The sequence below is a fragment of the Micromonospora sp. DT15 genome, assembly GCF_049841475.1.
GTDB lineage: Bacteria > Actinomycetota > Actinomycetes > Mycobacteriales > Micromonosporaceae > Micromonospora.
In genome coordinates this window covers 32,058-54,261 of record NZ_JBNCKJ010000017.1, presented here as the reverse complement: position 1 = coordinate 54,261, position 22,204 = coordinate 32,058, and the positions used below count along the sequence as shown (strand labels likewise).

Sequence of the window (22,204 nt, the reverse complement as noted above, 5' to 3'; positions counted from 1 at the left end):
CGCACCCGGACTATTCACGGCCGTCGGCGGCTAACCAGCCGAGCATCTGGGCACGAATCAACGCCTCGGTACGCGTCTTGACCTCGATTTGAGCGTAGAGGCGCTGGAGCATGCGGTACATCGCGCGTTCCGAATAGCCCTCCAGCTCAGCGAGCCGGGTAACTGTGCCGCCGGCCGCGAGCGTGCGTAGCCACGAGAGCTGTCGTGGGGTCGGTCGGCGGGGAGGAGCGCTCGACGTCGCAGTGGTCCGCAACTCGCGGACCACGTTGATCGGAAGCTGAGCCAGCCCGGCGGCCGCAGCTTCGATGATCCTCTGCAACCCGTCTGGCGGCGCATCCCGTCCGAGCACGGAATGGGCGCCGGCCCGCACCGCCTGCGAGCCCAAGACGCCGTCCTGCTCCGGAAGCAGCGCCACGATGAAAGCGTCGCCGCCGATCCCAGCGATGTCCGAGAGCAGCAGCCAGTCCGGTCCAGCGGCCAACGTGATCACGACGATGCACCCTGCGCGAGTCCGTACCCAACCGACGAGGTCTGAGGGCGCCTCTACCTGGTGGCCCTCCGCAGTCAGGGTGGCCGCCACTCCCGCCATGAACAGCGGCAGGGGATCCGCGACGGCTATCCAGACCACGTCGCGTCAGAACCCCTTCACGTGCTTGTCACTCGCTTGTCGAACCAGGGTCTCACAGCACCCTGTCCGCTTTATGCGACGCGGCGGCGATCCACTGAAACAGCCGTGGGAACGAGATGATCCGGCCGCTTGCCGGTCAGGTCTCCGCTCGCATTCACGTCGTGGACCTGCCAACGGAGCCACGCCTAGCGTCGAATGAGACGACCACAGGGGGCGGCCATGGTCTTTGACGATGAACGCGGAGACGACCCGTATCGGCGGCTCTGGTTCGATGACGAAGCACGACTCGACCCACGAAGGGCCGGCTCGGATCCTCCGCTGGAGCCCGCCGAGGACGTTCGAAAACGGATCCTAGAGGTATACCGGGAGGACCCGAACAGGCCGCCTCAAGACATAAGTCGGGCGGTCATGCGCCGATACGGCCTGAAAGTCACGACCCAGCAGGTAGAGGCTCTCCTGGGTAGTCACCTCCCGTGATGTGGACCGCTCGTCGCAGACCCATGCCGAGCTTCAGCGCTAGCCCACAGCGGCCTTCCCCATCGAGCCGACGAAGTCCCGCCTGGTGACCGTCCTCTGCTTCACCGTGAGCGATGGACACCGCGCCTAGGACGACCTCGCTGCGCCGGACCAGCGCATGAGAATGCTTTTTTCGAGTCCTTGCCTTCGGTCCAGCCGCGCCGCTCCACCTCAATCGCGAGGCGGGCGTGCAGGGCTAATAACGGGCGTGTGGGGTGGTAGTGATGACGCCGGGGGATCAGCGCCGCAGCCTGCGCAGCGACCACAGGCTCGACGGCAAGCGGCTGACGGCCGGTGTCCTCAGGTGTATCCGGCTTGAGCGTCCAAGCCGGCCCCAGAGTGACGGTCACGAGCGCTCTCCCACACTCGCCCGCCGGTCGGAGGGATCCACCGCGTTGGAGGCTTTCCGGCAGGTCGCTCGAGACAGACCCTCGCCTTCCACGATAACTTCGTGCAGTTGCCTGACCAGTTGGCGCAGGCTCGCGTCGAGGTCGACCTGATCTTTTGTCTGGGCGGTGATCTCGTCGCGTACGTCGTCGACGAACGGCTGCCAGGTTTCGCGGGCGAGCCGCGTACATTCGGCGACGACCTGTTGACGCATCTCGGCCGCCGCCTTGCCCTGGTTCAGGCGCGTGCGACTCGCGAGGCGCTGGTCGACCAATGTCGTCAGGTAGACGGTGAGAGGGAGCGCGGCTTCGACGGTGCCGACGTACGGCTTCACCTTCTCGGCGATCTTCACCGCCTTGGTCTTTCTGCCGGTGGTCTCTCCGAGGTCCTCGGTCATGGTCTTCAGCACGCCGAGCAGCATGCTGCCGATGGTGTTGGTGTGTCGCGAGATCTGGCCGGACCCGTCGGCGGCGGTGGCGGTGTTCTCCTCGCCGGACTTGAGCGTCCCGACCAGCGATGCGAAGCCGGCCCAGGTGGGTAGGGCGCGGTCTCGATCCCTGCCCTTGCGGATCGACTGCCGCAGCCGATCGAGGTGGCTCTCGTGTTTGGTGAACCACTCGCTGACCGTGCGCTGCAGCTCGTCGGCGGCGGAGCCGGAATCCCACGACCGCCGCAGCACCTCGTCGACGAGACCTTCGAGGCCGGCCTGGGCGGCCCGGTCGAGGTTGCCCAGTTGCCTCTCCCATTGGTCGCGGCGATCGACGCCGTGGGCCGCCACCCTGGCTTGTTCCGCGTAGTCCGCCAGTTGGCCGCGCAGTTCGGACAAGGTCTCGTCCAGCACCACCGACCAGTAGCGTTGCCCGGCCGCGTGCCGCCATCCGGGCAGAGCTGACGGGGACACCGCCCCGAGAGCGTTCGCGAGGTCCTGCATGCCGTCCCAGTCCCGGAACTCGTCCCAGGTGACGCGGTCGAGATCGGTGACCGGTCCGGCGGTCTGGAACGGGTCCTGCGAGACGACGAAGACCGGCACCTGGTCGTCCAGGCCGAACAGGTTCCGCAGCTCGCGGACCTTGCGGGCACCGAGGTCCCGGTATGCCGCGAGGTTGTACTCGGGGTTCCCGCCGGCCTCGTCGAACCGGGAGATGACGAACCACATCGTCCCGGCCGGCCAGCCTTGCGTGAGCAGCTCTCGCAGCACGTCGCGTTCGGCGGTCACCAGCTGCGGGGTCAGCACCGCGATGCCGACGTCGGTGAGCTCGACCGCGGCCATCGCGCGGGAGTTGTTCTGTTCGCGGGCACCCAATGCCCCGACTTCGAATCCGGGCGTGTCGCGGACGATACACGTACCGAGGTCGACGTCGTTGACCTCGAAGGTCTCGTGGAGTGCGCTGATCGTCAGCCAGTCGGGAACGTCACGGCCCGAGTCGACGAGCAGGCGGCGGAGCAGGGAGCTCTTGCCGGTGTCGTAGGACCCGAAGAGGGTCACGACCGGTCGGTCCTGTTTCTGGAAGGCGTCCCAGTCGTCGGCGTGCCGCCCGGGCGATCCACCGGGAAGCCGCCCCAGCCAGTCGCGCACCGCATCGATGTCAACCACCACTTTGATCCGTTCCTCCCATTTTTTCTGCGGACACGATCAGGGCGTCGGCCGCCTCGACCCGGACCTTCGCCGAGTCGATTTCGTCGGCGATCGACGATTCCCGGGCGAGGCGTACGTCGAGCAGCTCTTCGAGGTCCACGGTCCGCTGCTCGAGGTAGGCGACGTGACGGCCCCATTGCTCGTCGCACATGATCAGGTCGACGATTCCCGCAGCCGTCTCGTCGATCTTCTGGAACGCCGATTCCTGCTGCTCCCGGTGCTGGCCAGCCTTCTGGGCGTCGGTGGCCATCCCCGCGATGTCGACGACGGAGGCGATGGCCCCGAGGACGAGCCCGACGCGGGCGACCTTGGCGCCGCCCTTGACCGCGCCCCACGGCTTGAACTTGTAGTTGAACTGCTTCAGGACCGTGTAGTACGCGTCCCGGTTGCCCAGGGCTTGCACGAGCGGCGCCACCGCTCCCGCGAGGGTGCCCGCACCCGCTGCCACCTCCTCGTACCAGGCGGTTCCCTGGGCCTGGAACTCTGCCGCGAGCTCGGGTGCCACCTGGATCTCGGCAGCGCGCATCTCGCGTCCGATCGTGGGGAGATGCTCGCCATGCCACTCGGCCAGCCGGCGTGCCGCGTCGTCGCGGTAGCGTTCGAGATCAGCTTCGAACTGTGGGGTCTTCCACCAGGACTCGACGATGTCTTTCAGCGTCTGAGCATCCTCGCGGTCGAGGTCCGCCACTGCGGATTTCGCCGGCACCGCGTGCCGGTCGACCATGCGGCGGGCGTCCTCGCGCAGTGAACCCTCGACGACCACGGCGTCGCGTATCGCAGCCCGCAGGCCGGCGATCAGGGGTTCCAGGCTGCTCAGCGCCTTCTCGCCGTCGATTAGCACCTGGTGCAGCGCGGCCCGGTGACGCTTGAGGGCGGTGACCGCCGCGTCGAGGGCGGCCATGGACGCCGCGTCGGCCAGCTGTTCGTCGGAGAGACCGAACAGGGCGTTCGTCAGTGCGGCCACGCCGTCCCACAGGCGATGCTCGTCGAAGTCTGCCGGCTCCGCCGTCGCGACCCCACCGACCAGGCCGAACGGGTCCCCGGACAGGCAGTGGATCCGGTCGAGCGTCACGTCTGCGCCGAAATCGGCGAGGGCCGAGCGCAGTGCCTCACGTCTGCGGGTCTGCAGATTGAGGAACTGATCGGGTGCCGTCAGCGGATCTGCGCCCAGTTCGTCGCACCGATTGATGAGGAACACGATCCGACCGCCCTTGGCGGCGGTCAGCTCCGTGCCGCGCAACAGTTCCTCGAGCATCGAGGTGTTCCCGACCAAAAGGTTGACGTTGACGACGACGAGCACGAGAGCGGCCTCGGTGACCGCCTCGAGCGCGGTGGCGTCGTGCTCGTCGTGTCCGCTCTGAAGGCCGGGTGTGTCCATGAGGTCGAACCCGGGGAACCGGTAGCGGCTCGCGGCCGTGGTCGCCGGCAGCGCCCGGGTGTCGAACGCGGTGTCTGGCCGCCGACCACCGTCCACCATGATCCGGTGGACCAGCGACGACTTCCCCGAGTTGTAGTCACCCAGCACGGCGAAGACCGGCCGCGCGCCACCGACGCGCCAGAAGGCTCCCACGACGTCAGCCAGGGCCGGGTCACGCCGGGCCGCGTCCTCGAGGTCGTGACGCCAGGAGTGGATCTGGGCCGGTGTCGATGACCGCCACGCCGCCGTCACGGCGCGCGCCAGCCGTGTGCGGTCCGCCTCCTGGAGCCTTGCGTGCGTCTCGCGCACCGCCTCGCTGATCCGCACCGGCTGATGGTCGACACCGGACTCCAGCCAGTCCTCGCCCAGCAACAGCCGGGTCACCTCGGCCGGACTCTCCCCAATCCGGCGCTGTGCCCGTCGCAGGACGTCGGTCACTGCGGGTGCCGGCCGGACCGCGTCGGTGTAGGTCCGCAGGCTGTCGAGCAGCCGAGTGATCCGGGCGCGCGCGAGCCGAAACTCGATCGCGGCTCTCAGCGCCTCGCCGGCCGCCGGCCCCAGTGACGTCCACATGGCTCTGCGGCTGTCCTGGACCAGTGCGTCTTCGGAGGCGACGAACGTCCGATCCACCGCTCGATGGCCTTCAGCGATGGCGTCGGCCATCGCCTTGCGGGTCTGCTCCTCCCCCTGCTGGCTCGCCTTCTTGCCGAAGTACTGCCCGGCGTGGTTGACGATGCCGATGCCGGCGAGGGTGGTGGCGAGCACCCATCCTGCGGGGTTCCAGATGAGCGGCAGCGCAAGAGCGCCGAGTCCCAGCGCAATGCTCGTGCCCTGGGCGGCGTTACCCAGCAGGGTGCCGCCCTCGTCGCCGGCGATCGTCACGGCGTGCACGGCGGCCGGCCCGCTCACGGCGGACGCGTGATCCACCGCGATCTTCAGCTCACGCCGCAGGAACGCCTGACGGTCCGCCCACACGGCCTGCGCCGCGGCGGTCATGGCTTCTTCGTCGTACGTGGCCGCCCGGAACTCAGGCTCGCCGAACGCCTTGCGCTCGGCGAAGGCCCGCTGGATGGCATCGTCCACGTTGGCCTTCGCCTGCCGGTGGCAGCCGGCCAGGTACGACGTGGCGAGGTGCCGGACGTAACGGTCCAGCGACCCCTTCGGCGGTGAGGTGTAGGGGCCACCCCGCGCCTGCTCGGACAGATCGACCAGATCCCCGCTGAGCGCTGTGTCGTGCAGCCACTCGGCACGCTCGGCGTCCTCCGGATAGCCCAGCACGGCGAACATCGATTCGACCCGGCGCTCCAGGGCCTGCGCCTCCCGCCCGAACTCGGACGCCAGGTTTTCGAGCTCACCGACCCCGCGGCGGCAGCGTGACCGGATCTCCTCGCGCAGCGCGGTCAGCCGCAGATCGGCACCGCCCTCCGCGATCGAGGCGGTGATGAGGCGCTCCAGCGTGGGAAAGTTCGACCAGCGATCGAGGTAGTCCGTAGCGAATCTGTCGCGTTCGTTCTGGAAGTCCCCGGGGTGCGGTCCGCGAAACGGGATCGCGGCGCGCGCGTACAGGGCCCGCTGGCCCTGGATCGCGACGACCGGGACGCCGAACAACCCGATCTGGGCGAGCTGGGTCCGGATGTTGTCGGCATGCTGGCGAACCGTCTCGGACAGATGCCGGCGGCCGGACTCCCGAACCAGGGCCGGGTGGCGCCAGCGCCGGTTTCGGCAGTTGAGGACGGCCACCACCGGCTTTCCCCGGTCGAGGACCCAGGCTGCGATCTTCTCGAACTCCATCGCCTGCTGGGACTGGCTGTCGAAACACAGGAGCACGATGTCGGCGATCTCCACCGCCGCACGGGCCCTGGCTTCGAGGACGTCACGACTCTCGGAGGCGCCCCAACCGTTGATCCCGGGGGTGTCGAAAAGCCGGCAGTCCCGCCACCTGACATGGCGCACCTCGGTGGTGAAATCGTTGTCACCGGGCGAGACGTAGGCCCCGTCGAGCCGGCCGAACACCGACAGCAGCGTGCTCTTCCCGGCACCGGTCCGTCCGAAGAACGCGATATTGAACGTGCCGAGCGACTCCCGCTCACGGTCCAGGTGACGCCGCAGCTCCGCCGGAAATCCCTGGATGAAGTCTTCCAGCCGAGCGATCGAGCCCGGGCCCTGCCCCTGGCTGAAGGCGGCGACCAGGTCGTCCGTGATGTCGTCCAGGTGCATCACTTCCGCGCGTCCCTGCTCGACGGCCGACCGAACCGCCTCTTCCAATGAGCGCACCTCAATCGTCAACTCATCATCACTTTCGCTGCTTGACGGGTCACGGCTCGAATGCGCCGGCAACTTGCTGGGGCGTGGCCCCCGGTTCGGCTGACGTAGTCAGCATGTAGCTACAGCGGCTCGGCGTGCGGGTGCAGGGGGCTACTTTCTCCTCCGTAGCCGCTCGGGCAGGGGCTTGGCATGAACGACTACCAACTCGCGGTTCGGCCGAGTGAGTGCGGTGTAGAGCGGTCCCTGCCGGCCGAGATTCTGCGGAAAATCAGCGGGCTCAACCACGACGACAGCGTCGAACTCAAGGCCACGGGCGGTATCCGGATGGGCCACCACCACGTCGCGACCCGAGTACTGCCAGGTGAAGCGGTCGCTCACCGACTTCACCCACCCCGCCAACCGCAGCATGGTCTCCACAGCCTTCGGCTCGGCGGTGATGACGGCCGCAGTGCCCTCGGGATAGGCGGCGTGCAGGCGGGCGAGCTCGCGCACCAGTGAAGCAGCTACATCCGAGGACTTGCACTTCTCGACGGTCGGCTCCGGTCCTTCCTCTTGGAAGGCCAGAACCGCACGCTCCGCGGCGGGAAGAAGCCGGTTAGCGTACTGAAGGATCGGCCGGGTGGACCTGTATCCACGGTCCAGCCGACGGATCGGAGGATCGCCGTACGGGATGGCCAGCAGATCGAGGATCTGTCGCCAGGACGCCAACGTGTGATCGGAGCGACGCTGGTTGAGGTCACCGACGATGGTCCATGCGTGAGCCTCGTTCATCGACGCCAGGAGGTCCCATTCCAGCGGCGTCACGTCCTGCGCCTCATCGACGATGATGTGCTCGATGCCGACGAGGTCGGCTGGCTTGGCGACCTCCCATTGGATGGTCGCGAGCATTGGGATGTGCGCGCGCATGGTCAGCGCGTCCCGGGCTGGGGGAAGCCTACGCAGGTAGGCGGCCCACTCCGGATCTTCTGTCACCGGCTGCAAGCTGCTGCCGTTGCGGCGTAAAAAATCATAGACGTCGTCACATGTCGGCCGGGTTCCTGCGGTCTTCAGTCGCGTAACCGTAGCGCGCACGAACATGGCCAGCTGTTGATCGACATCCTGCCAAGACCGGGAGATGCTTCCCCGGGGTTCGCTTCGCTCACCGAGGATGTGAAGCATGACCTCAGGCAGTGAGAGGACACGGACCCGTGGTGATCCGCCGGTCAGCCGATCGATCGCCGCTTGGACGTGCCGCGAATATCCGCGGGTCGGTCCAACGATCAGGACGTCCCCGTCGAGGGTGTTCTCCTCGGGAGTGTCGTCGTTGATCAGGTAGGCGGCCCGGTGCGAGGCGATGATGGTTTTGCCGGTGCCGGGTTGACCCTCGATGATCATGCTGTCCATTGCTGGCGCACTGACGAGGTCGTACTGGTCCGGTTGAAGCGTGGCGAGTACGGGAGCGAGGCTCTTCGTACGGGGCGCGGCGAGGCGTGCACGCAGCAGGGCCGATGCACGTACAGGCGTGGCGGCAGGGCGGCCGGTCTGTGCGGGCACGCTCGGGGCATGAGCCTGTGGGCGTACGGTCGGAGAAGCCTGGCCGCCGGGCTGCGACTCAGGGGCGGCAGCGCTTCCGGCGGAGGACAAGCTGCGGGACGATCTGGGCTCGTGGACTGCCGGCGGCATCGTTGGTGGCGCTTCGCGGGGCCGCGCGGGTGGGCGAAGCGTACGGCTCGGCGCGGCGGGAACGGTGAGTGTGCGCTTGCGAAAAGGTTGCTCTGGTCCGTCCTCGCACACGCGCTCGTCGTCGAAGTCGAGGATGTCGTCGCCCCGGTGCTCGAAGGCGCGGATGACGGCGACCTCGTCGCAGAACTCGTGGTGACGCGACCCGCGGAAGAACGTGCAGGCGACCGGTGCTGCCCAGCTGAAAACGTATACGCCGTCGAGGTTGGCGTAGGCTTCGCCGATGTAGAAGTCGCACTGCCCGTTGAGAAGCTCCTCGTCAGGCTTGCGCAGGGCGACGCGACCGACGAGAGCACCGAACGGCATGACGCGACTTTGCGGCAATCCGTTACCAGTCCAGAAATTGTTGCGCGATCCCGCATGCGTGATGGGCCTGCTGGCCAGGGCCTGAACCTTGCGGCGATAGCGCTTCTGGGCGGTCCGTTCGTCCTCAAGATCGAGCTGTTTCCTTCCCAGGCTCATTCCGCCTCCGTCGGGCCGACAATCTGAACAACACATGCGGCGAGCGGTTCCAGCCTGATCTCGGGCTGGCCGGCCGTACGGATCTCTTCGATCAATGCGGTGAACTTCTCCTTTGCGCGGCGTTCTTGGCCGCGGAACCCCGCGACGGCGCGGAGCGCGCGACCCCGAGATAGTGCAGTCTCGATCCGCTTGCGGATTGTCGCCAGCTTGCGCTGGTGCTGTGCGGTGATCGTGGCGATCCGCGCCTCCTGCAGCGCGTCGAACTCGCGGTCGCGCCGAGCCTGCTCCTCCAAGTGCCGAAGGTGCAGATGATTCGTCGCGCGCTCGGCGAGCCTGGGAAGCCGGTCGATGGCCGGGAGCGGTGCATCGGCAAGCCTCCCCTCCGCAAGCGCTGCCAGTAGCGCGTTCGCGGGTCCTTCGCCGGCATTGCGTCCGGTGTCGGTGACGGCGGCACCCCAGATCTCGTCGCCACGTCGCGACGCCGTCGCCGCCGTCGCGAGGACAACGACGTAGGTGCCGAGTGAGACCTCAGTCGGGTCTGCGGAGATTCGCAACGATGCGAAACGTGCCTGACGGTGGTCGGGGATGGAGGCAGCGGCCATCGTGAGCGGGCTTGTTGCGGTGAGCAGGGTGCCGCCGTTAGCGCGGGCGTGTTCCTGGTCGAGCACGAGCGTGAGCGGCAGTTCGTTGCGCAACTGCGAAGAGATCGAACGAGTCTCGGCACGGGAGCGCTGTGAGGACTTGGCGAGGTCGTCAACGCGGGCCGCCATGGCGGCGTTGCCACGTAGCTCCAGGGTCAGGCCATCTGAGGAGATCCTCACTCCGGTCGACGCATCGGTGCGTGCCCAGTCGTCGAGCAGCAGCGCGAGCTCGCGCTGCCCGATGTAGCGGCCGGTCCGCACCAGGTCGTCTTCAAGCCCTGCGACATCGACGTCGTTGCTCACCAGCAGGGCGCTAGACGCGTCCGAGACGTCTCGCAAGCCGGCGCGCTGCTCCTCAATCGCGGTCAACGCCTCGTGGACCTTCTGCGCCCGCTGCGCCTCGGTGAGTGCGAAGTCGAATCCCGCCTGCAGCGCCCGCGGCGCCTGAGCGGAGATGATGGGCTCCAAAGCACCGATAGATGATTCAAAAATATCGATGCGATCCAGTAGGCGGGCAAGGATTCTCTCGTCAATGGTCTCCTCGTTGACAAAGTTGACAACGAGGATGGTCTCCTCCTTCTGCCCAATCCGGTCAATGCGGCCAATGCGCTGCTCGATCTCCATGGGGTTCCACGGCAGGTCATAGTTGATCACCGCTGAGCAGAACTCGAAGTCCAGACCTTCGCTCGCTACACGGTTGGCCAGCACAAGGTCATAGGCACCAGCACGAAAGTCGCGCATGATGTGACGCCGGGCTTCGCGGCTGACACCACCGTGCATGACAGCGACCTTGAGCTCAGCGCCGAGACGATCGGCAAGGTAGGCCAGGGTGGGGCGGGAGTGCGTAAAAAGCAGAGCCCGGCGCTGTTGCCGGTGCAGCCCTTGCAGCACCTTGCGAAGGGCGTCGAACTTGGTGTCGACGTCGTCGGGGAGACGCTGCGCGGCCGCAATGAGGTCGGCGTGCGGCTCGAGCCGGTAGGCGGCCGCATCCGAGTCGGCGTCGGTGATCTCCCCGAAGTCGCCTGGGTCGAGGACCGCCTGACGCGCCATGGGCAGGCATGCGCTTGCCAGGCGTAGGGGCATCTGCATCGCGAAATAGAGGCTGCTGTCCATCGCCGCTGCGCGGTTCGCGCACCATTGGACGTACTCCGAGTAGAAGGCTGACTCGGCATTGGTCCACTCAACCGGTTGCCGATCTTCGGTGCGCTTGGCCTTCTGATCGTCGACCTCGACCTTTTTCGTGCGCGTGATGACGGTGGAGAGAGTGTTCAGCCCCGCCAGGTAACGTTTGGCGTCGACGATGTCGCGGGGCGTCAGCTCGTCCTTGGTCAGTACGTCCCGCAAGAGCCCGAAGTCGGGTCGTCGCATAAGCGGAGCGCCGAGTGACGTGGTCCTGAGCTCATCGAGTTGGCGCTTTAGCTGCCGACCGCGGGCTCCCTTCTCGCCGAGCCTGGCAGTGACGGCGTTGATGATCCGATTGGGCTCCAGTCGTAGCTGCAGGTCCAGGCTGCTCCCGTAGTCCTCGGGCACGAGAAGTTCAAGGAGGTTGAGCAGGTCCTGCTCGTGGAGGTTGATCGGCGTCGCGGTGAGAAAGACCAGGTTCGCAGCCCAATCCGCGAGCTCCGTGCCGAGCGCGTAGCTCTTGGTGTCCTGGTTGCGCATGGCGTGCGCCTCATCGACGATCACCAGGTCGAACTCGGGCGGCACGGCCTGCAAGTCCTCCAGTCCGCCCCAGGTACGCAGGCGTTCGAGACTGCAGATGTAGGCCTGGCGAGTAGGCAGCCGGTTTTGCTGGTGGCGTTCGAGGAAGGACTTGAGGGCCCCGCTGTCGAGCTCCGTGAGCTCGAACTCGAAGCGGTCCTCCATCTCCTCCTTCCACTTGCCGAGGAGACTCGACGGGCAGACGATCAGGACTCGGTCTGCCTCTCCGCGAGCCTCAAGCTCGGTCCAGATGAGACCTGCCTCGATGGTCTTGCCGAGGCCCACCTCGTCGGCGATGAGCAACCTCGCTTTGCCGGTTTGCAGGAGCTTGAGCACCGGTTTGAACTGGTAGGGCCGGAACGTCGTGCGTGTGGCGCGGAAAGAAAAGAGCGTGTTGGCGAACTTGCCCAGCAGCTTCGCGCGCGTGAGCGTGGCACCGAACCTGCTCGCCGGCGTTGGCTCACGGGTCACCCACGTAGGTGGGGCTTCGACCTGCGGACGCGGCCGCAGCCGGGGCTCCACCACGTCCTGCTGCCGACCTTCGACCATCACGGTGTACGTCCAGTGCTCGCGGAGAAACTTGCGGTCGCGCACTACCACGTCCGCGCCCCCGGGATGAGTCAGGGCGGCATCATTTACCGTGAATAGCGGCGCGGGGACCGTCACAGCCTTGTGCCACAACTCCTCCGCCCAGGCCCAGGCGGCGAGCAGAGGATGCTCAGGCTCAAGGCCGTACGGGGACACCACAATCCCGCCGCCTGGCGCGGCACCGGCTGCGACCTGCAGGACGATCGGGCCACCGTCAACCGCTTGGAACCAGTAGATGCCCTCGGGAAGTTCCACTTCCGGCTGCCACAACAACCGGCACTCGCTCACCTGGTCGGCAAGCGACCGAACGGGTGTGTCCAGGACGAGCGCACGTGTAAAGCGACCTCGATCGAGCGCGACATCGATTCGCTCGTGATCCGGGAAATAGCCGAACGTGGCGTCATCAGTTGAAGAGGTGGTCATCGCCGAGGCGACCCTTTGCTTGGCCACGTGTCGATTTGAGGCTGGCGACCGGTCGGGACGGCATCCCCGGAGAGCCAAGCCGCCGTCCCGAAATGACCTCTTGTGCTCTGCTCGATCAGGGCGCGGACTTCACAGGCGGTCGGCGTGGCGTGCAGCGCCCAGGTGGGTTCCCGGTCGCGGAGAAACTCAAGTGGCTCTGACACGTTCTTCCCCTCTAGAACTCGGCAGGCAGCCGTAGAGCGACTATGCAAGTGAGCGGCCATCAGCACAAGGTGAGCAGCGGTCACCACCAATTGGGTGCCTGGTCGGCCGAACCAAGGCTGCCAAGGTCGTCCGCACCGTCGCCCGATTGGAGGAACCACTAATCGAGGTTGCTGTGCCACGCGTTAACCGGATCCGGTGTTGTTCACCCGAGAGGCCCATCATGGAATCGCGTCACAGGAGCGGCGAGATGTTGGTGCCGGGCTGCTGGAGTCGGTGCAGCAGCATAGCTACATCTCCGTGCCAGCCACGAAGTTCAGCGACCGTTGGTGCCAGTCCGTACGTGTGGTGATGCCTGGCCCGGCACAAGCCGTGCCATACGGTGCACGCCCTCGAAGTTGCCCCGGCGCCGGCGTAGACGGGCAGGACCAGTAGTTGGTGGCGCATGGGCCGGCCGGCGACGCACGGCGCGATCCGCTTCCAGTAGTCCTGCAGCCGCTGTTCAAGAGCGAGACGGGTCAGGTTCCGCTCGTGGCAGGTGTACTCAAGGGCGTCGCGGATGAGGTTGCAGACCACCGGGCGGCGGACCTAGTCGTCCACACCCCCGTCACGAGCGATGGCCGTACAGATGGATCGGTCGATCAAGAAGTAGATCGGCGAGGGCGTAGACGAGGTTCAACCGCTGCACGACGACCTGTGCGGCGTCTACGGCCCAGATCATGAGCTGACCCGGGAACTCGCCGATCTGCTTGCCCGGCTCCGACTCGCCGCCGACGGATAGTTCCGCCACCACCGTTGGCTCAGGTCTCCCCCGCGGGATTGCTCCCGGCCTCGATGATCTCTATGCTTCCTGGGCGTCAAGAGTGGTCAGCGTCAAGCCTCCCGGCTTGCTGACCCGGCAACCGCGCCACCCGCGCACGGTGCCTCCGGGAGAAGACCAGGTCGACCGCCAGCTGCGGTACGGCAAGAGCGGGTGCCTCGTGGCACCGGAGAGCGAGTTCATCGTGCCATTCGAAGAGCTGGACCTGACTGCTTTCGCGGTCTGCCTGACCTGCGGGCACCTCCGCGACGGCGCTCCGCGCGAGCAGTGGTGCCGCTGCCAGCCACGTACCCCGGAGTGGGAGCAGCAGTGGCAGGGCCAGGACCTCGCCGGTGACCTCGACCTGTGTGTGTTGTGCGTCCGGGACACGGTGACCACCCGGACCCGGTGGTCGTGGCTGGCCTGCGGGACCTGCCGACACGTCTCGCAGGTCGTCGGAGAACGGTACGGCCACCGCGCCGCACTGCCGCTGGGCCGACACTCGATCATGAACGGCGACGTGATCCAGCCGCAGACGGCTGCGACCACTGTGGTCGCCGCCTCGCTGGTGGCTTTCGCGCGGCGTGGTAATACGCTGCGCGAGTGGCAGCAGGTGGAGTTCGCCCGGCTCGCCGAGCCACTACGCCTGACTGCTTCGAGCGTGCCGCTGGCCGAGTGGCAGCGGCACTCGCCGCCGTCGCTTGGAGCGAGCGTTGACGCCTTCGACCGCTACGGCGTCATGCCCGTACCCAGCGATCTCAGCGGCCTCCGACAGGCGCAGACCGAATTCCTGTTCACCGCTCGTTGACCGCCAGTCCAGCCGGCTGCTGTTATCGCAAACAGCAGCCGGTTGGTCATCTTCCCTCGACGGTCGGGAGATGACGGGCAGCTCGATACTCGCGGCGTTCGACAGCATCCGGCCATGATGGACAGTGGCCGGCAGCGACGTCGGCGCCTGGTGGTCGAAGCATGACCATCGTTAGTGGTTGGCCGGCGCTGACCGTGGCATTGAGCAACAGAGCCTCGCCAGCGAGGTTGTTCATTCAGGGGCGGTTCGGCCGCTGGCAGGACCTTCAGGCACGGTATCGGGAATCCGTGGGCTCCCTTGTCGTGCCGGGGATCCAGGCGAACCCTGGCACCATCGGCTCGGCTTTCGACTGGATGGTGCGCTTCATGGTACATCCCCGTCCGGATCTGCGCTTGGCACTGCTCGGCGCGCGCATTCCCCCACTCCGGCACGCGGTCCACGAACTGACGCGCACGCTGGGTTACTCCCAAAGCGGCGACAGCGTGGGGATCTCCCGGTTCACCGGGCCGGCCGCAGGCAGCGAAGCCAACCATCAACTCGTTGCCCGGGCCTGCTGGGCAGTTGACGGAGTCGGACAGTGCCACGATGTCCCGGGTAATCCTGACGCACCGTGACTAGCACGCCTCACCAGGCTTCCTGCAACTATTCTGTTCTCTGCTTCACGCAGCTGGACATCACTGCGTGGACATGTCAGTGCTTCGATGCAGGCCTCATGGCAGGGCGTCCATCGTGATCAAGCTGAAGGACCCCGGGCTCATGCCGTCCAGTCTGTAAGACCGGACATTGCATGGCACGCGATCCGCAGCAGATCATTGCGGTGCTAGGAGACGTCAGATCGCTGTCTCTACTCCGATCGCTCCTCTGCACCATAGGCCTCCCGAAGACGGTCAGTCACATCGACTGCGTTATCAAGGCCAACGCGGACCTGACTCAGGGATACCCGATGGCCGGCGACCCAGGAGCTCGTTCGGGCAGCTGCCCTGACCTGGTCTACCGGCACCTCGACAGCCTGCTCGATGTCGTAGGTGACGCTACTCAAGGTAACAAACACGCAAGCATCGAAGCTCCAGCTCCGAAACGGTGAGAAGACGTGGGTACGCCGGCTGCCGGGCTCAATGACGCGGCACTTGATCTGCAACAACGTGCCGTCAGCCGCGCGAACGTCCCAGCTCTTCTCCGACTGCGGCGGCGGATGCGACTGAGCGCCAGTGCTCAGTATTATCTGCCAGTGCCGGATAGATTGATTGACATCGTTCGTCGTGAAGGCGTGGGCCATCGTGGGGCCTACTTCACGCCCGGGGCGTACACCGGGCAGTGGTTCGAGTCCTTCGCGGGTGGCGGCGATCGTGTCGAGACCCGCGACAGGATCACCGTCGATGATCTCTATGCGGTGGAGGCGCTCAACGTCCAAGTTCCGTTCGCCGTCGGCAGGGAGCTGCTTGACGGCCAGCTCGGCTGGGATATCAGCGCACGCTTGCAGAAGATTCCCCATGATGGAGCTGGGCGCCCCCGACGCCGACGAGCTCATCGTCGACGGTGGGCACGCCGATCGGGCATGGCAGTTGCTGAATGATCGGAACAAGAAGACGGGTATCGGCTGGGTGATTGCCGGCAAGTTGCTGGCTCGCAAGCGGCCCGAGCTCATCCCCGCCTACGACTCGATCGTCAGCCAATTCGGAGCGCCGACGCACGTGTGGCTGAAGCTGCACGACCGGCTCACCGAGAACGGCGGTGACCTGCGCGCCGCCCTCGGTGACGTTCGCACGACCTTAGGCCTAGGCAACGAAGTGAGCATCCTGCGGGTCCTGGATATCGTCCTGTGGAGGCGACACTTTAAAGAACACCGGCGGAACAAGCCAACGACGTGTCCGCAACGTGGGTCGGTGGAGCTCTGATCGGCGGCTCAGGGCACATGTCCTGATAAGCCACCCAGCCACTACGTCATCCCGCCTAGCAAGCTGAACGCGGCAACCTCACCGTCTGCGGACAAAAGTTCTGGCTCAGCCCGAACCGAGCCGGACTGCCGGTCACCCTGTGGGCCGACACCACCGTCGTTCACCTGCTCCTCGACGGCGTCCGACGCAAGACCGTCCCGTCCCGGCTCACCCCCACCCACCTGCGCCAGCTCCTCGCCGACGACGGCCGACCCGCCGGGCCGCCACCGATCACCACCGGCCCCGTCCAGGCCGGCGTCCCGATCGAGACCGAACGGCTCGTCAACGCCACCGGCCTGATCAGCCTCGCCGGCGGCAACACCCCGTCGGCTATCACCTCGCCGGCAGACGCCTCACCGTCCGACTCGACCGCGGACTCATGCAGATCACCGCCCACGGCGTCCTGCTCCGCAGCCTGTCCAACCCCCTGACGACAGCCGAGATCGCCGGCTCGCACACCACCTCCACGGAGTCAACCCGTGACCCGATGCATGGCAGTTAGTCGTATCGACATAGATCGTCGCTTAACTGTTCCCGGCGGGCCGATGTCGACCCCTTGACGATGGGCTTCTGCCGCAGTCTAATTTGGTGTCCATAAAGGGGAGGTCGACTTGCGGGAGAGTTCCAGTTCGCCGTTCCGACGTCCATGCGTCGGCTCGCGCGGCTGTCGGGATCCCGAACAAAGCCAACGACATTCGCTGCCCGATAAAGGCGGCAGGACTGCGCCCCCGCCCACTGGAGATCGATCCTTCGGAAGGAATCGGAGATGAGTATGAGTTTCTTGAGTCGGCGGGATTTACTGCGTCGAGTGGGAGGCACCTTCATTGCCGGCGCAGGCATCGCCTTGTTTCCGGCCGGGTTCGCCTCGGCATCGCCCAAGACCGGCCTGACATCAACCCCCGGCAGCACAGCCGGCGGACCGGCGTATCCGGGAGACCCCGGCTTTGTCGCCAGGACGCCGGGGGAACTGGGTGCCGCTAAAGCCAGTTGGGAAACGCCGGAGTATGGCTACTACACCGGCCACAATCCCGCCAACCCTGGCACAGCGATCGACTACCCCTGGCAGCTCGTCGCGGTAAACGCGTCCACCGCCTACGCCCTTGGGTACCGCGGGCAGGACGTCGCGCTGGGCATGATGGATTCGGGCTACCGGCCTACCCACGAAGGATTCCAGACCAGGCTGATCGTTCCGGTGAGAGCGGAGGGGCTCTACGGAACGTCCGGCTTCGGGTACCGGAACTCGGTAACCCCGTCGAACCCGTTTACCGCGGGCCAGCGGTTCACTGTGGCCGGCGACCAGGCGCGAACGAGTGACTACAGTCACGGGACCGGCATGCTTGGCGTCACCTCTGGCATTCGCGATGGCAAAGAGCAGCACGGCATCGCCTTTGGCTCGACGATGTATGTCGCCATGACCGGCGGTTCCGATACCCAGTCCCACGGCCCCTTCCACGATTACGTGTACTGGCGTACGGCCAATAAGGCCCTGGTTGACGCAGGCGCCCAGGTCATCAACAGCAGTTGGGGCTCTTATGTCCAGACTCTTGACAGGAGCCGCTTCGACGGCCTGGGTAACGACCTTGGGGTCAATGGCAACCTCGCCAACGCCTACCAACTGCGCGGCAAGGACAGCGCCAACGCCACGGCGATGGCGATCATCATCCCCAACGAGCATTTGAAGGACCTGGAGTACCAGTACTTCCTCTTCAAGAAGAGCTATTCGGAAGACGGTATTCAATACAACCCGAGCTACCCCGGTCGCTCCTTCATGGATGCCATCTGGGACGCTATCAAGGATAGCGGTACCGTCAACGTGAGGTCGGCCGGCAACAACGACTGGAGCAACCCGTACTTCCGCCCGGCGTACCCCTTCTTCAATCCTGCGGCGGAGGCGCAGTGGGTATGCGTCGGCGGGGTGCAGCCTCCCACTGCGACCAACCCCGAATACACGAAACAATTCGGGTACAACGAGGCAGGGCTCGCCAAATGGTGGACCGTGTCCACTCCGTCGAACAGTGTTCGGACCACGAACAGCGGTGGCGACACCAACTATTCGAACTCGAGCGGAACGTCTCCGGCGACGCCCGTTGCGACAGCAGTGATGGGGGTTCTGCTCTCCCGCTATCCGAACATGGACGCCAAGCAGGTCCGTGATCTGATGTTCACCACGGCGAACAACAAGATGTCCGACGGTGTGAGGTTCCTCGGCACGGGTCAGACCTCCCCCTCCGGGGCATCCATCGCCTGGACCGCTCCCGACGGGGTTCCGGATGCACGCTGGGGCTGGGGCATCCCCGATCTGGACAAGGGCATGTATGGCCCCGGCCAGTTCCTGGGCCCCATGACCTACAACATGGACAAGTCGCCCCTGGACGTCTGGTCGAACGACATCAGCCAGATCGCGATCAAGGAAAGGGAGCGGGAGGATCGGGAGTGGCTGGCGGCCTACAAGAGACAGGGCATCGCCTTCGCCGGTGAATTCAGCCCCAACGTACTGACCCCGGACGGCAAGCTCAGCGAAAACGCCTTCATGCTTCAGGGCATTCTGGCTGATCCTTACGTTCAAGCCATCACCAACGGCCACCCGGAACTGTACGACAAGATCAGCTATGAGGACGCCACCAAGTGGCGTAAGGACTGGATGGACGCGCGCACGGCCTTCATTCAGAACAACATCGACAACAACCGCTACACGGCGTCTTTGACCAAGCAGGGCTCCGGGATGCTGGTCATGTCGGGCCACGCGACCTACGAGGGCGGCACGACGGTGGAAGGCGGCAAGCTTTCGATCGCCGGCTCGCACGCAAGCTCGGTCGCCGTCAAGGGCGGCACGCTCGGCGGCAGCGGTCTCGTGGGAGGCAGCGTCCGCGTCAACAGCGGCGTGTTGCAGCCCGGCCTGTCGGCCGCGGAAGCGGCGTCCGCATTGTCCGTCAGTCTCACCGACGTTCCGCAGGGCAACGTCCTGAAGGTCGGCGGTGACGTGACCATCAGCCGAGCGGGTCGCCTCGCCATCACCATTTCCGGCGACCGCGACTACACGAGCGTGCGGGCCACGGGTGCCCTGGTGCTGGACGGCGAACTCACCCTGGACGTCCGCGCGCCCATCACCCCGGGCACGGTACTGACGATCATGAGCGGGGCCTCGATCAAGGGCCACTTCCACTCCATGCCGGAACGGCGGGTCCTGAACGTCCGCGGCCACATGTTCCGGGTGTCCTACAAGGGCGGCGCCATGACGCTGACCGCCGAGCGGACGCTGCCGGGGGCAGGGTCCGGCAACGCCTAGCCACAGGTGGCCTGGTCAGCAAGGCTCAGGTTCGCCTCAGCCTGGCTGACCAGGCCCTTGCCCGAGCAGAAATTACGACCCTGGTGGACGCCCCTCGCCGACATCCTCGCCTGGTTGATCCGACGCCGGCACCACGAACACGCCAAGTTCCGCCTCTACGCACGGCAAGCGGATGGGTTGCCACGTACTAGATCGCCAAACCCGCCCAAGCCCCCGACGTCTCAGGACATCCTCGAGCGACTCGGCGCCGACCGCAGGCGACGCCCCACACCCGCATTGCCCCCCAACGACGCGCAGGGATGACGAACCTGGTTGCCGACTCCGGTAAATGAGGGGTTTTCGGGGGCGGTTCAAAACCCCATAGGCAAACTTGAAGCCCCGACCAGCGTTTCCGCTGGCCAGGGCTTTTTGTCTGTCGGGACGGCCGGATTCGAACCGACGACCCCTTGACCCCCAGTCAAGTGCGCTACCAAGCTGCGCCACGTCCCGCCCCCGCGCGGTTTCCCCCGCGGCAGCCGGTACAGCTTAGCGCAGGAGCTCCGAGTCGTCCGCACAGGCCCCACCGACGTCGCGACCTAGCCGAACCAGCGCACAGCGAACCGCCGCACACACCCTAGAGCGTCCTAGGAGGGTGGGGTTGGATAGGCAAATGCCGGATGGGCAGGATCGCCCATCCGGCATTTTGGAGAGCTACAACTGCGTCAGCCGTGCGCCTTGCCTCGGCCGCCGGGGCCGAGCTTCTTACGCGGGCGGACCGAGATCTCGATGGGGCTGCCCTCGTACCCGAATTCCTCGCGGAGCTTGCGCTCGACGAAACGCTGGTAGCCGGCGTCGAGCGGGCCGGTGGTGAAGAGCACGAACCGTGGCGGCGCCACACCGGCCTGCGTCGCGAACAGGATCCGCGGCGCCCGCCCACCACGTACCGGGTGAGGGGTGGCCTGCACCAGCGCGGTGAGCCACTGGTTGAGGTGCGCGGTCGGCACGCGGGTTTCCCAGCTGGCCAGCGCCTTGTTCAGGGCCGGGGCCAGCTTGTCCACTGCCCGGCCGGTCATCGCCGACAGGTTCAGCCGGATCGCCCAGGGGATGCGGCGCAACTCCCGGTCGATCTCCTTGTCCAGGTAGTACCGACGGTCGGCGTCGACCAGGTCCCACTTGTTGAACGCGATGACCAGCGCCCGACCCGACTCGGTCACCATCGACAGGATCCGCTGGTCCTGCTCGCTGATCGGTTCGCTGGAGTCCAGCAGCACCACTGCCACCTCGGCGGCCTCGATCGCGCCGGCGGTCCGCAGGCTGGCGTAGTACTCGGTGCCGCTGGCCTTGCCGACCCGCTTGCGCAGCCCGGCCGTGTCGACCAGTTGCCAGGTCTGACCGCCGATCTCGACCAGGCTGTCCACCGGGTCCACAGTGGTGCCCGCGACCGAGTCGACGACCGCCCGCTCCTCACCGGAGAACCGGTTCAGCAGGCTGGACTTGCCGACGTTCGGCCGTCCGACCAGCGCCACCCGGCGTGGCCCACGTGGACGGTTCTCCACGATCGCCGGTGCCTCCGGCAGCGCGGCGAGGATGGCGTCCAGCAGGTCGCCGGAGCCGCGCCCGTGCAGCGCGGACACCGGGAACGGCTCACCGAGACCGAGCGACCACAGCGAGGTGGCCTCCATCTCGATGGAGTTGTTGTCCGCCTTGTTCGCCACCAGGATCACCGGCTTGGCGCTGCGCCGCAGCATCTTCACCGCGGCCTCGTCCACGTCGGTGGAGCCCACCATCGCGTCGACCACGAAGAGCACCACGTCGGCGGTGACGACCGCCGTCTCGGCCTGCGCCGCGATGGCCGCGGCCCGGTCCTTCGCGTCCGGTTCCCAACCGCCGGTGTCCACCACTGTGAACGCCCGGCCGTTCCACTGCGCGTCGTACGGGACCCGGTCGCGGGTCACGCCGGGGACGTCCTCGACGACCGCCTGCCGGCGGCCGATGATCCGGTTGACCAGCGTCGACTTGCCCACGTTGGGGCGGCCGACCACGGCCACCACCGGCTGCGGGCCGCTCGGCTCCTCGACGGCGACGTCGGGCTCCCGCAACTCGACCCACCCACCACCATCGCTACTCATGCCACGCCCCGCTCGGTGAGCATGTCGCGCAGCCGCGCCACGACCTCGTCGATGCCCAGCTCGGTGGTGTCCAGCACCACCGCGTCGGGCGCCTGGGTCAGCGGGTTGACCTTGCGGGTCGAGTCGAGACGGTCCCGCCGGGCCAGATCGGCGGCCGTGGCCGCCACGTCGGCGGCGTCCTCGGCGCTGCGCCGGGCGGCACGGGCCGCCTCGGAGGCGGTCAGGAAGACCTTCAGGTCGGCGTCCGGCGCCACGACCGAGCCGATGTCGCGACCCTCGACCACCATCCGACCAGCGTTGGCGATCATCTCGCGCTGCCGGTTGACGAGCAGCTCACGGACGGCCGGCACGGCGGCGACGGCGGAAACCGCGCCGGTCACTTCGGGGCCACGGATGTCGGCATCCACGCCGACCCCGTCGATGGTCACGGCGTACCCCTGCGGGTGGGTGCCGATGCGCAGGTTGACCTCGCCGGCGACCTTGGCCACCGACGCGGTGTCGGTGAGATCCACGCCGGAGCGCAGCACGGCCCACGTGATCGCCCGGTACATCGCCCCGGTGTCCAGGTAGCGCGCACCGATGCTCGCGGCGAGGCGCCGCGACACGGTGGACTTACCCGACCCGGACGGCCCGTCCACAGCGACCACACATCGCCCGGCCCGTACGTTTTCCTCCACCGTGTCCT

The 22,204-nt window shown here is 66.7% G+C and carries 11 protein-coding genes, 1 tRNA gene, 2 pseudogenes and 1 riboswitch; of the genes and pseudogenes, 5 read left to right on the top strand and 9 right to left on the bottom strand.

Features of this window, described 5'->3' with window-relative positions; genetic code table 11:
* Positions 1-10: 10 nt before the first annotated feature.
* The 6 genes from ACLQ3F_RS29655 to ACLQ3F_RS29630 all read right to left on the bottom strand — a co-directional run bounded on the left by ACLQ3F_RS29655 (position 11) and on the right by ACLQ3F_RS29630 (position 13,374).
* A complete protein-coding gene (locus ACLQ3F_RS29655) occupies positions 11-490 on the bottom strand; it encodes a hypothetical protein (RefSeq protein ID WP_357262844.1) in 480 nt (159 codons plus the stop codon).
* Between the two features lie 1,000 nt (positions 491-1,490).
* Positions 1,491-3,125 carry a GTPase gene (locus ACLQ3F_RS29650; RefSeq protein ID WP_425852841.1) on the bottom strand — a complete coding sequence of 545 codons (1,635 nt, stop codon included), beginning with the start codon at positions 3,123-3,125 and terminating at the stop codon, positions 1,491-1,493.
* Positions 3,118-6,849, bottom strand: coding sequence for a GTPase (locus ACLQ3F_RS29645; protein ID WP_425852839.1), 3,732 nt, complete (start codon positions 6,847-6,849; stop codon positions 3,118-3,120). Before ACLQ3F_RS29645 ends, ACLQ3F_RS29650 begins: the two co-directional genes overlap by 8 nt.
* Before the next feature lie 150 nt (positions 6,850-6,999).
* Complete coding sequence (locus ACLQ3F_RS29640; RefSeq protein ID WP_425852837.1) at positions 7,000-9,030, bottom strand: AAA family ATPase; 2,031 nt, start codon at positions 9,028-9,030, stop codon at positions 7,000-7,002.
* Positions 9,027-12,410 (bottom strand): DEAD/DEAH box helicase, encoded by a 3,384-nt coding sequence (locus tag ACLQ3F_RS29635; RefSeq protein WP_425852835.1) that lies wholly within the window; start codon positions 12,408-12,410, stop codon positions 9,027-9,029. Before ACLQ3F_RS29635 ends, ACLQ3F_RS29640 begins: the two co-directional genes overlap by 4 nt.
* Before the next feature lie 781 nt (positions 12,411-13,191).
* The gene (locus ACLQ3F_RS29630) at positions 13,192-13,374 is read right to left on the bottom strand and encodes a hypothetical protein (RefSeq protein ID WP_425852833.1); all 183 of its coding nucleotides are present in this window, start codon (positions 13,372-13,374) and stop codon (positions 13,192-13,194) included.
* Between the two features lie 65 nt (positions 13,375-13,439).
* Positions 13,440-13,560: riboswitch (SAM riboswitch) on the top strand.
* A 28-nt stretch (positions 13,561-13,588) separates the two neighbouring features.
* Here ACLQ3F_RS29630 and ACLQ3F_RS29625 point away from each other — a divergent pair.
* The 5 genes and pseudogenes from ACLQ3F_RS29625 (at position 13,589) to ACLQ3F_RS29605 (ending at position 19,411) form a co-directional block, all read left to right on the top strand.
* On the top strand, positions 13,589-14,191 hold the full coding sequence (locus ACLQ3F_RS29625) for a hypothetical protein (RefSeq protein ID WP_425852831.1): 603 nt from the start codon (positions 13,589-13,591) through the stop codon (positions 14,189-14,191).
* 161 nt (positions 14,192-14,352) lie between these two features.
* Complete coding sequence (locus ACLQ3F_RS29620) at positions 14,353-14,805, top strand: hypothetical protein (protein ID WP_425852829.1); 453 nt, start codon at positions 14,353-14,355, stop codon at positions 14,803-14,805.
* Between the two features lie 578 nt (positions 14,806-15,383).
* A pseudogene (locus tag ACLQ3F_RS29615) lies at positions 15,384-16,086 on the top strand (DUF6308 family protein).
* Between the two features lie 71 nt (positions 16,087-16,157).
* Positions 16,158-16,573, top strand: a pseudogene (locus ACLQ3F_RS29610) (IS481 family transposase); the annotation flags it as partial.
* Between the two features lie 318 nt (positions 16,574-16,891).
* Entirely contained in the window at positions 16,892-19,411 is a 2,520-nt protein-coding gene (locus ACLQ3F_RS29605) for a S8 family serine peptidase (RefSeq protein WP_425852827.1), read from the top strand.
* A gap of 415 nt (positions 19,412-19,826) precedes the next feature.
* On the opposite strand, the gene ACLQ3F_RS29600 is transcribed toward ACLQ3F_RS29605, so the two are convergent.
* From ACLQ3F_RS29600 to cmk, 3 genes are all read right to left on the bottom strand, one after another.
* A tRNA-Pro gene (locus ACLQ3F_RS29600) sits at positions 19,827-19,900 on the bottom strand.
* A gap of 212 nt (positions 19,901-20,112) precedes the next feature.
* Entirely contained in the window at positions 20,113-21,519 is a 1,407-nt protein-coding gene (gene der, locus ACLQ3F_RS29595) for a ribosome biogenesis GTPase Der (protein WP_347664889.1), read from the bottom strand.
* On the bottom strand, positions 21,516-22,196 hold the full coding sequence (gene cmk / locus ACLQ3F_RS29590) for a (d)CMP kinase (RefSeq protein WP_425852825.1): 681 nt from the start codon (positions 22,194-22,196) through the stop codon (positions 21,516-21,518). Before cmk ends, der begins: the two co-directional genes overlap by 4 nt.
* Between the last annotated feature and the right edge of the window lie 8 nt (positions 22,197-22,204).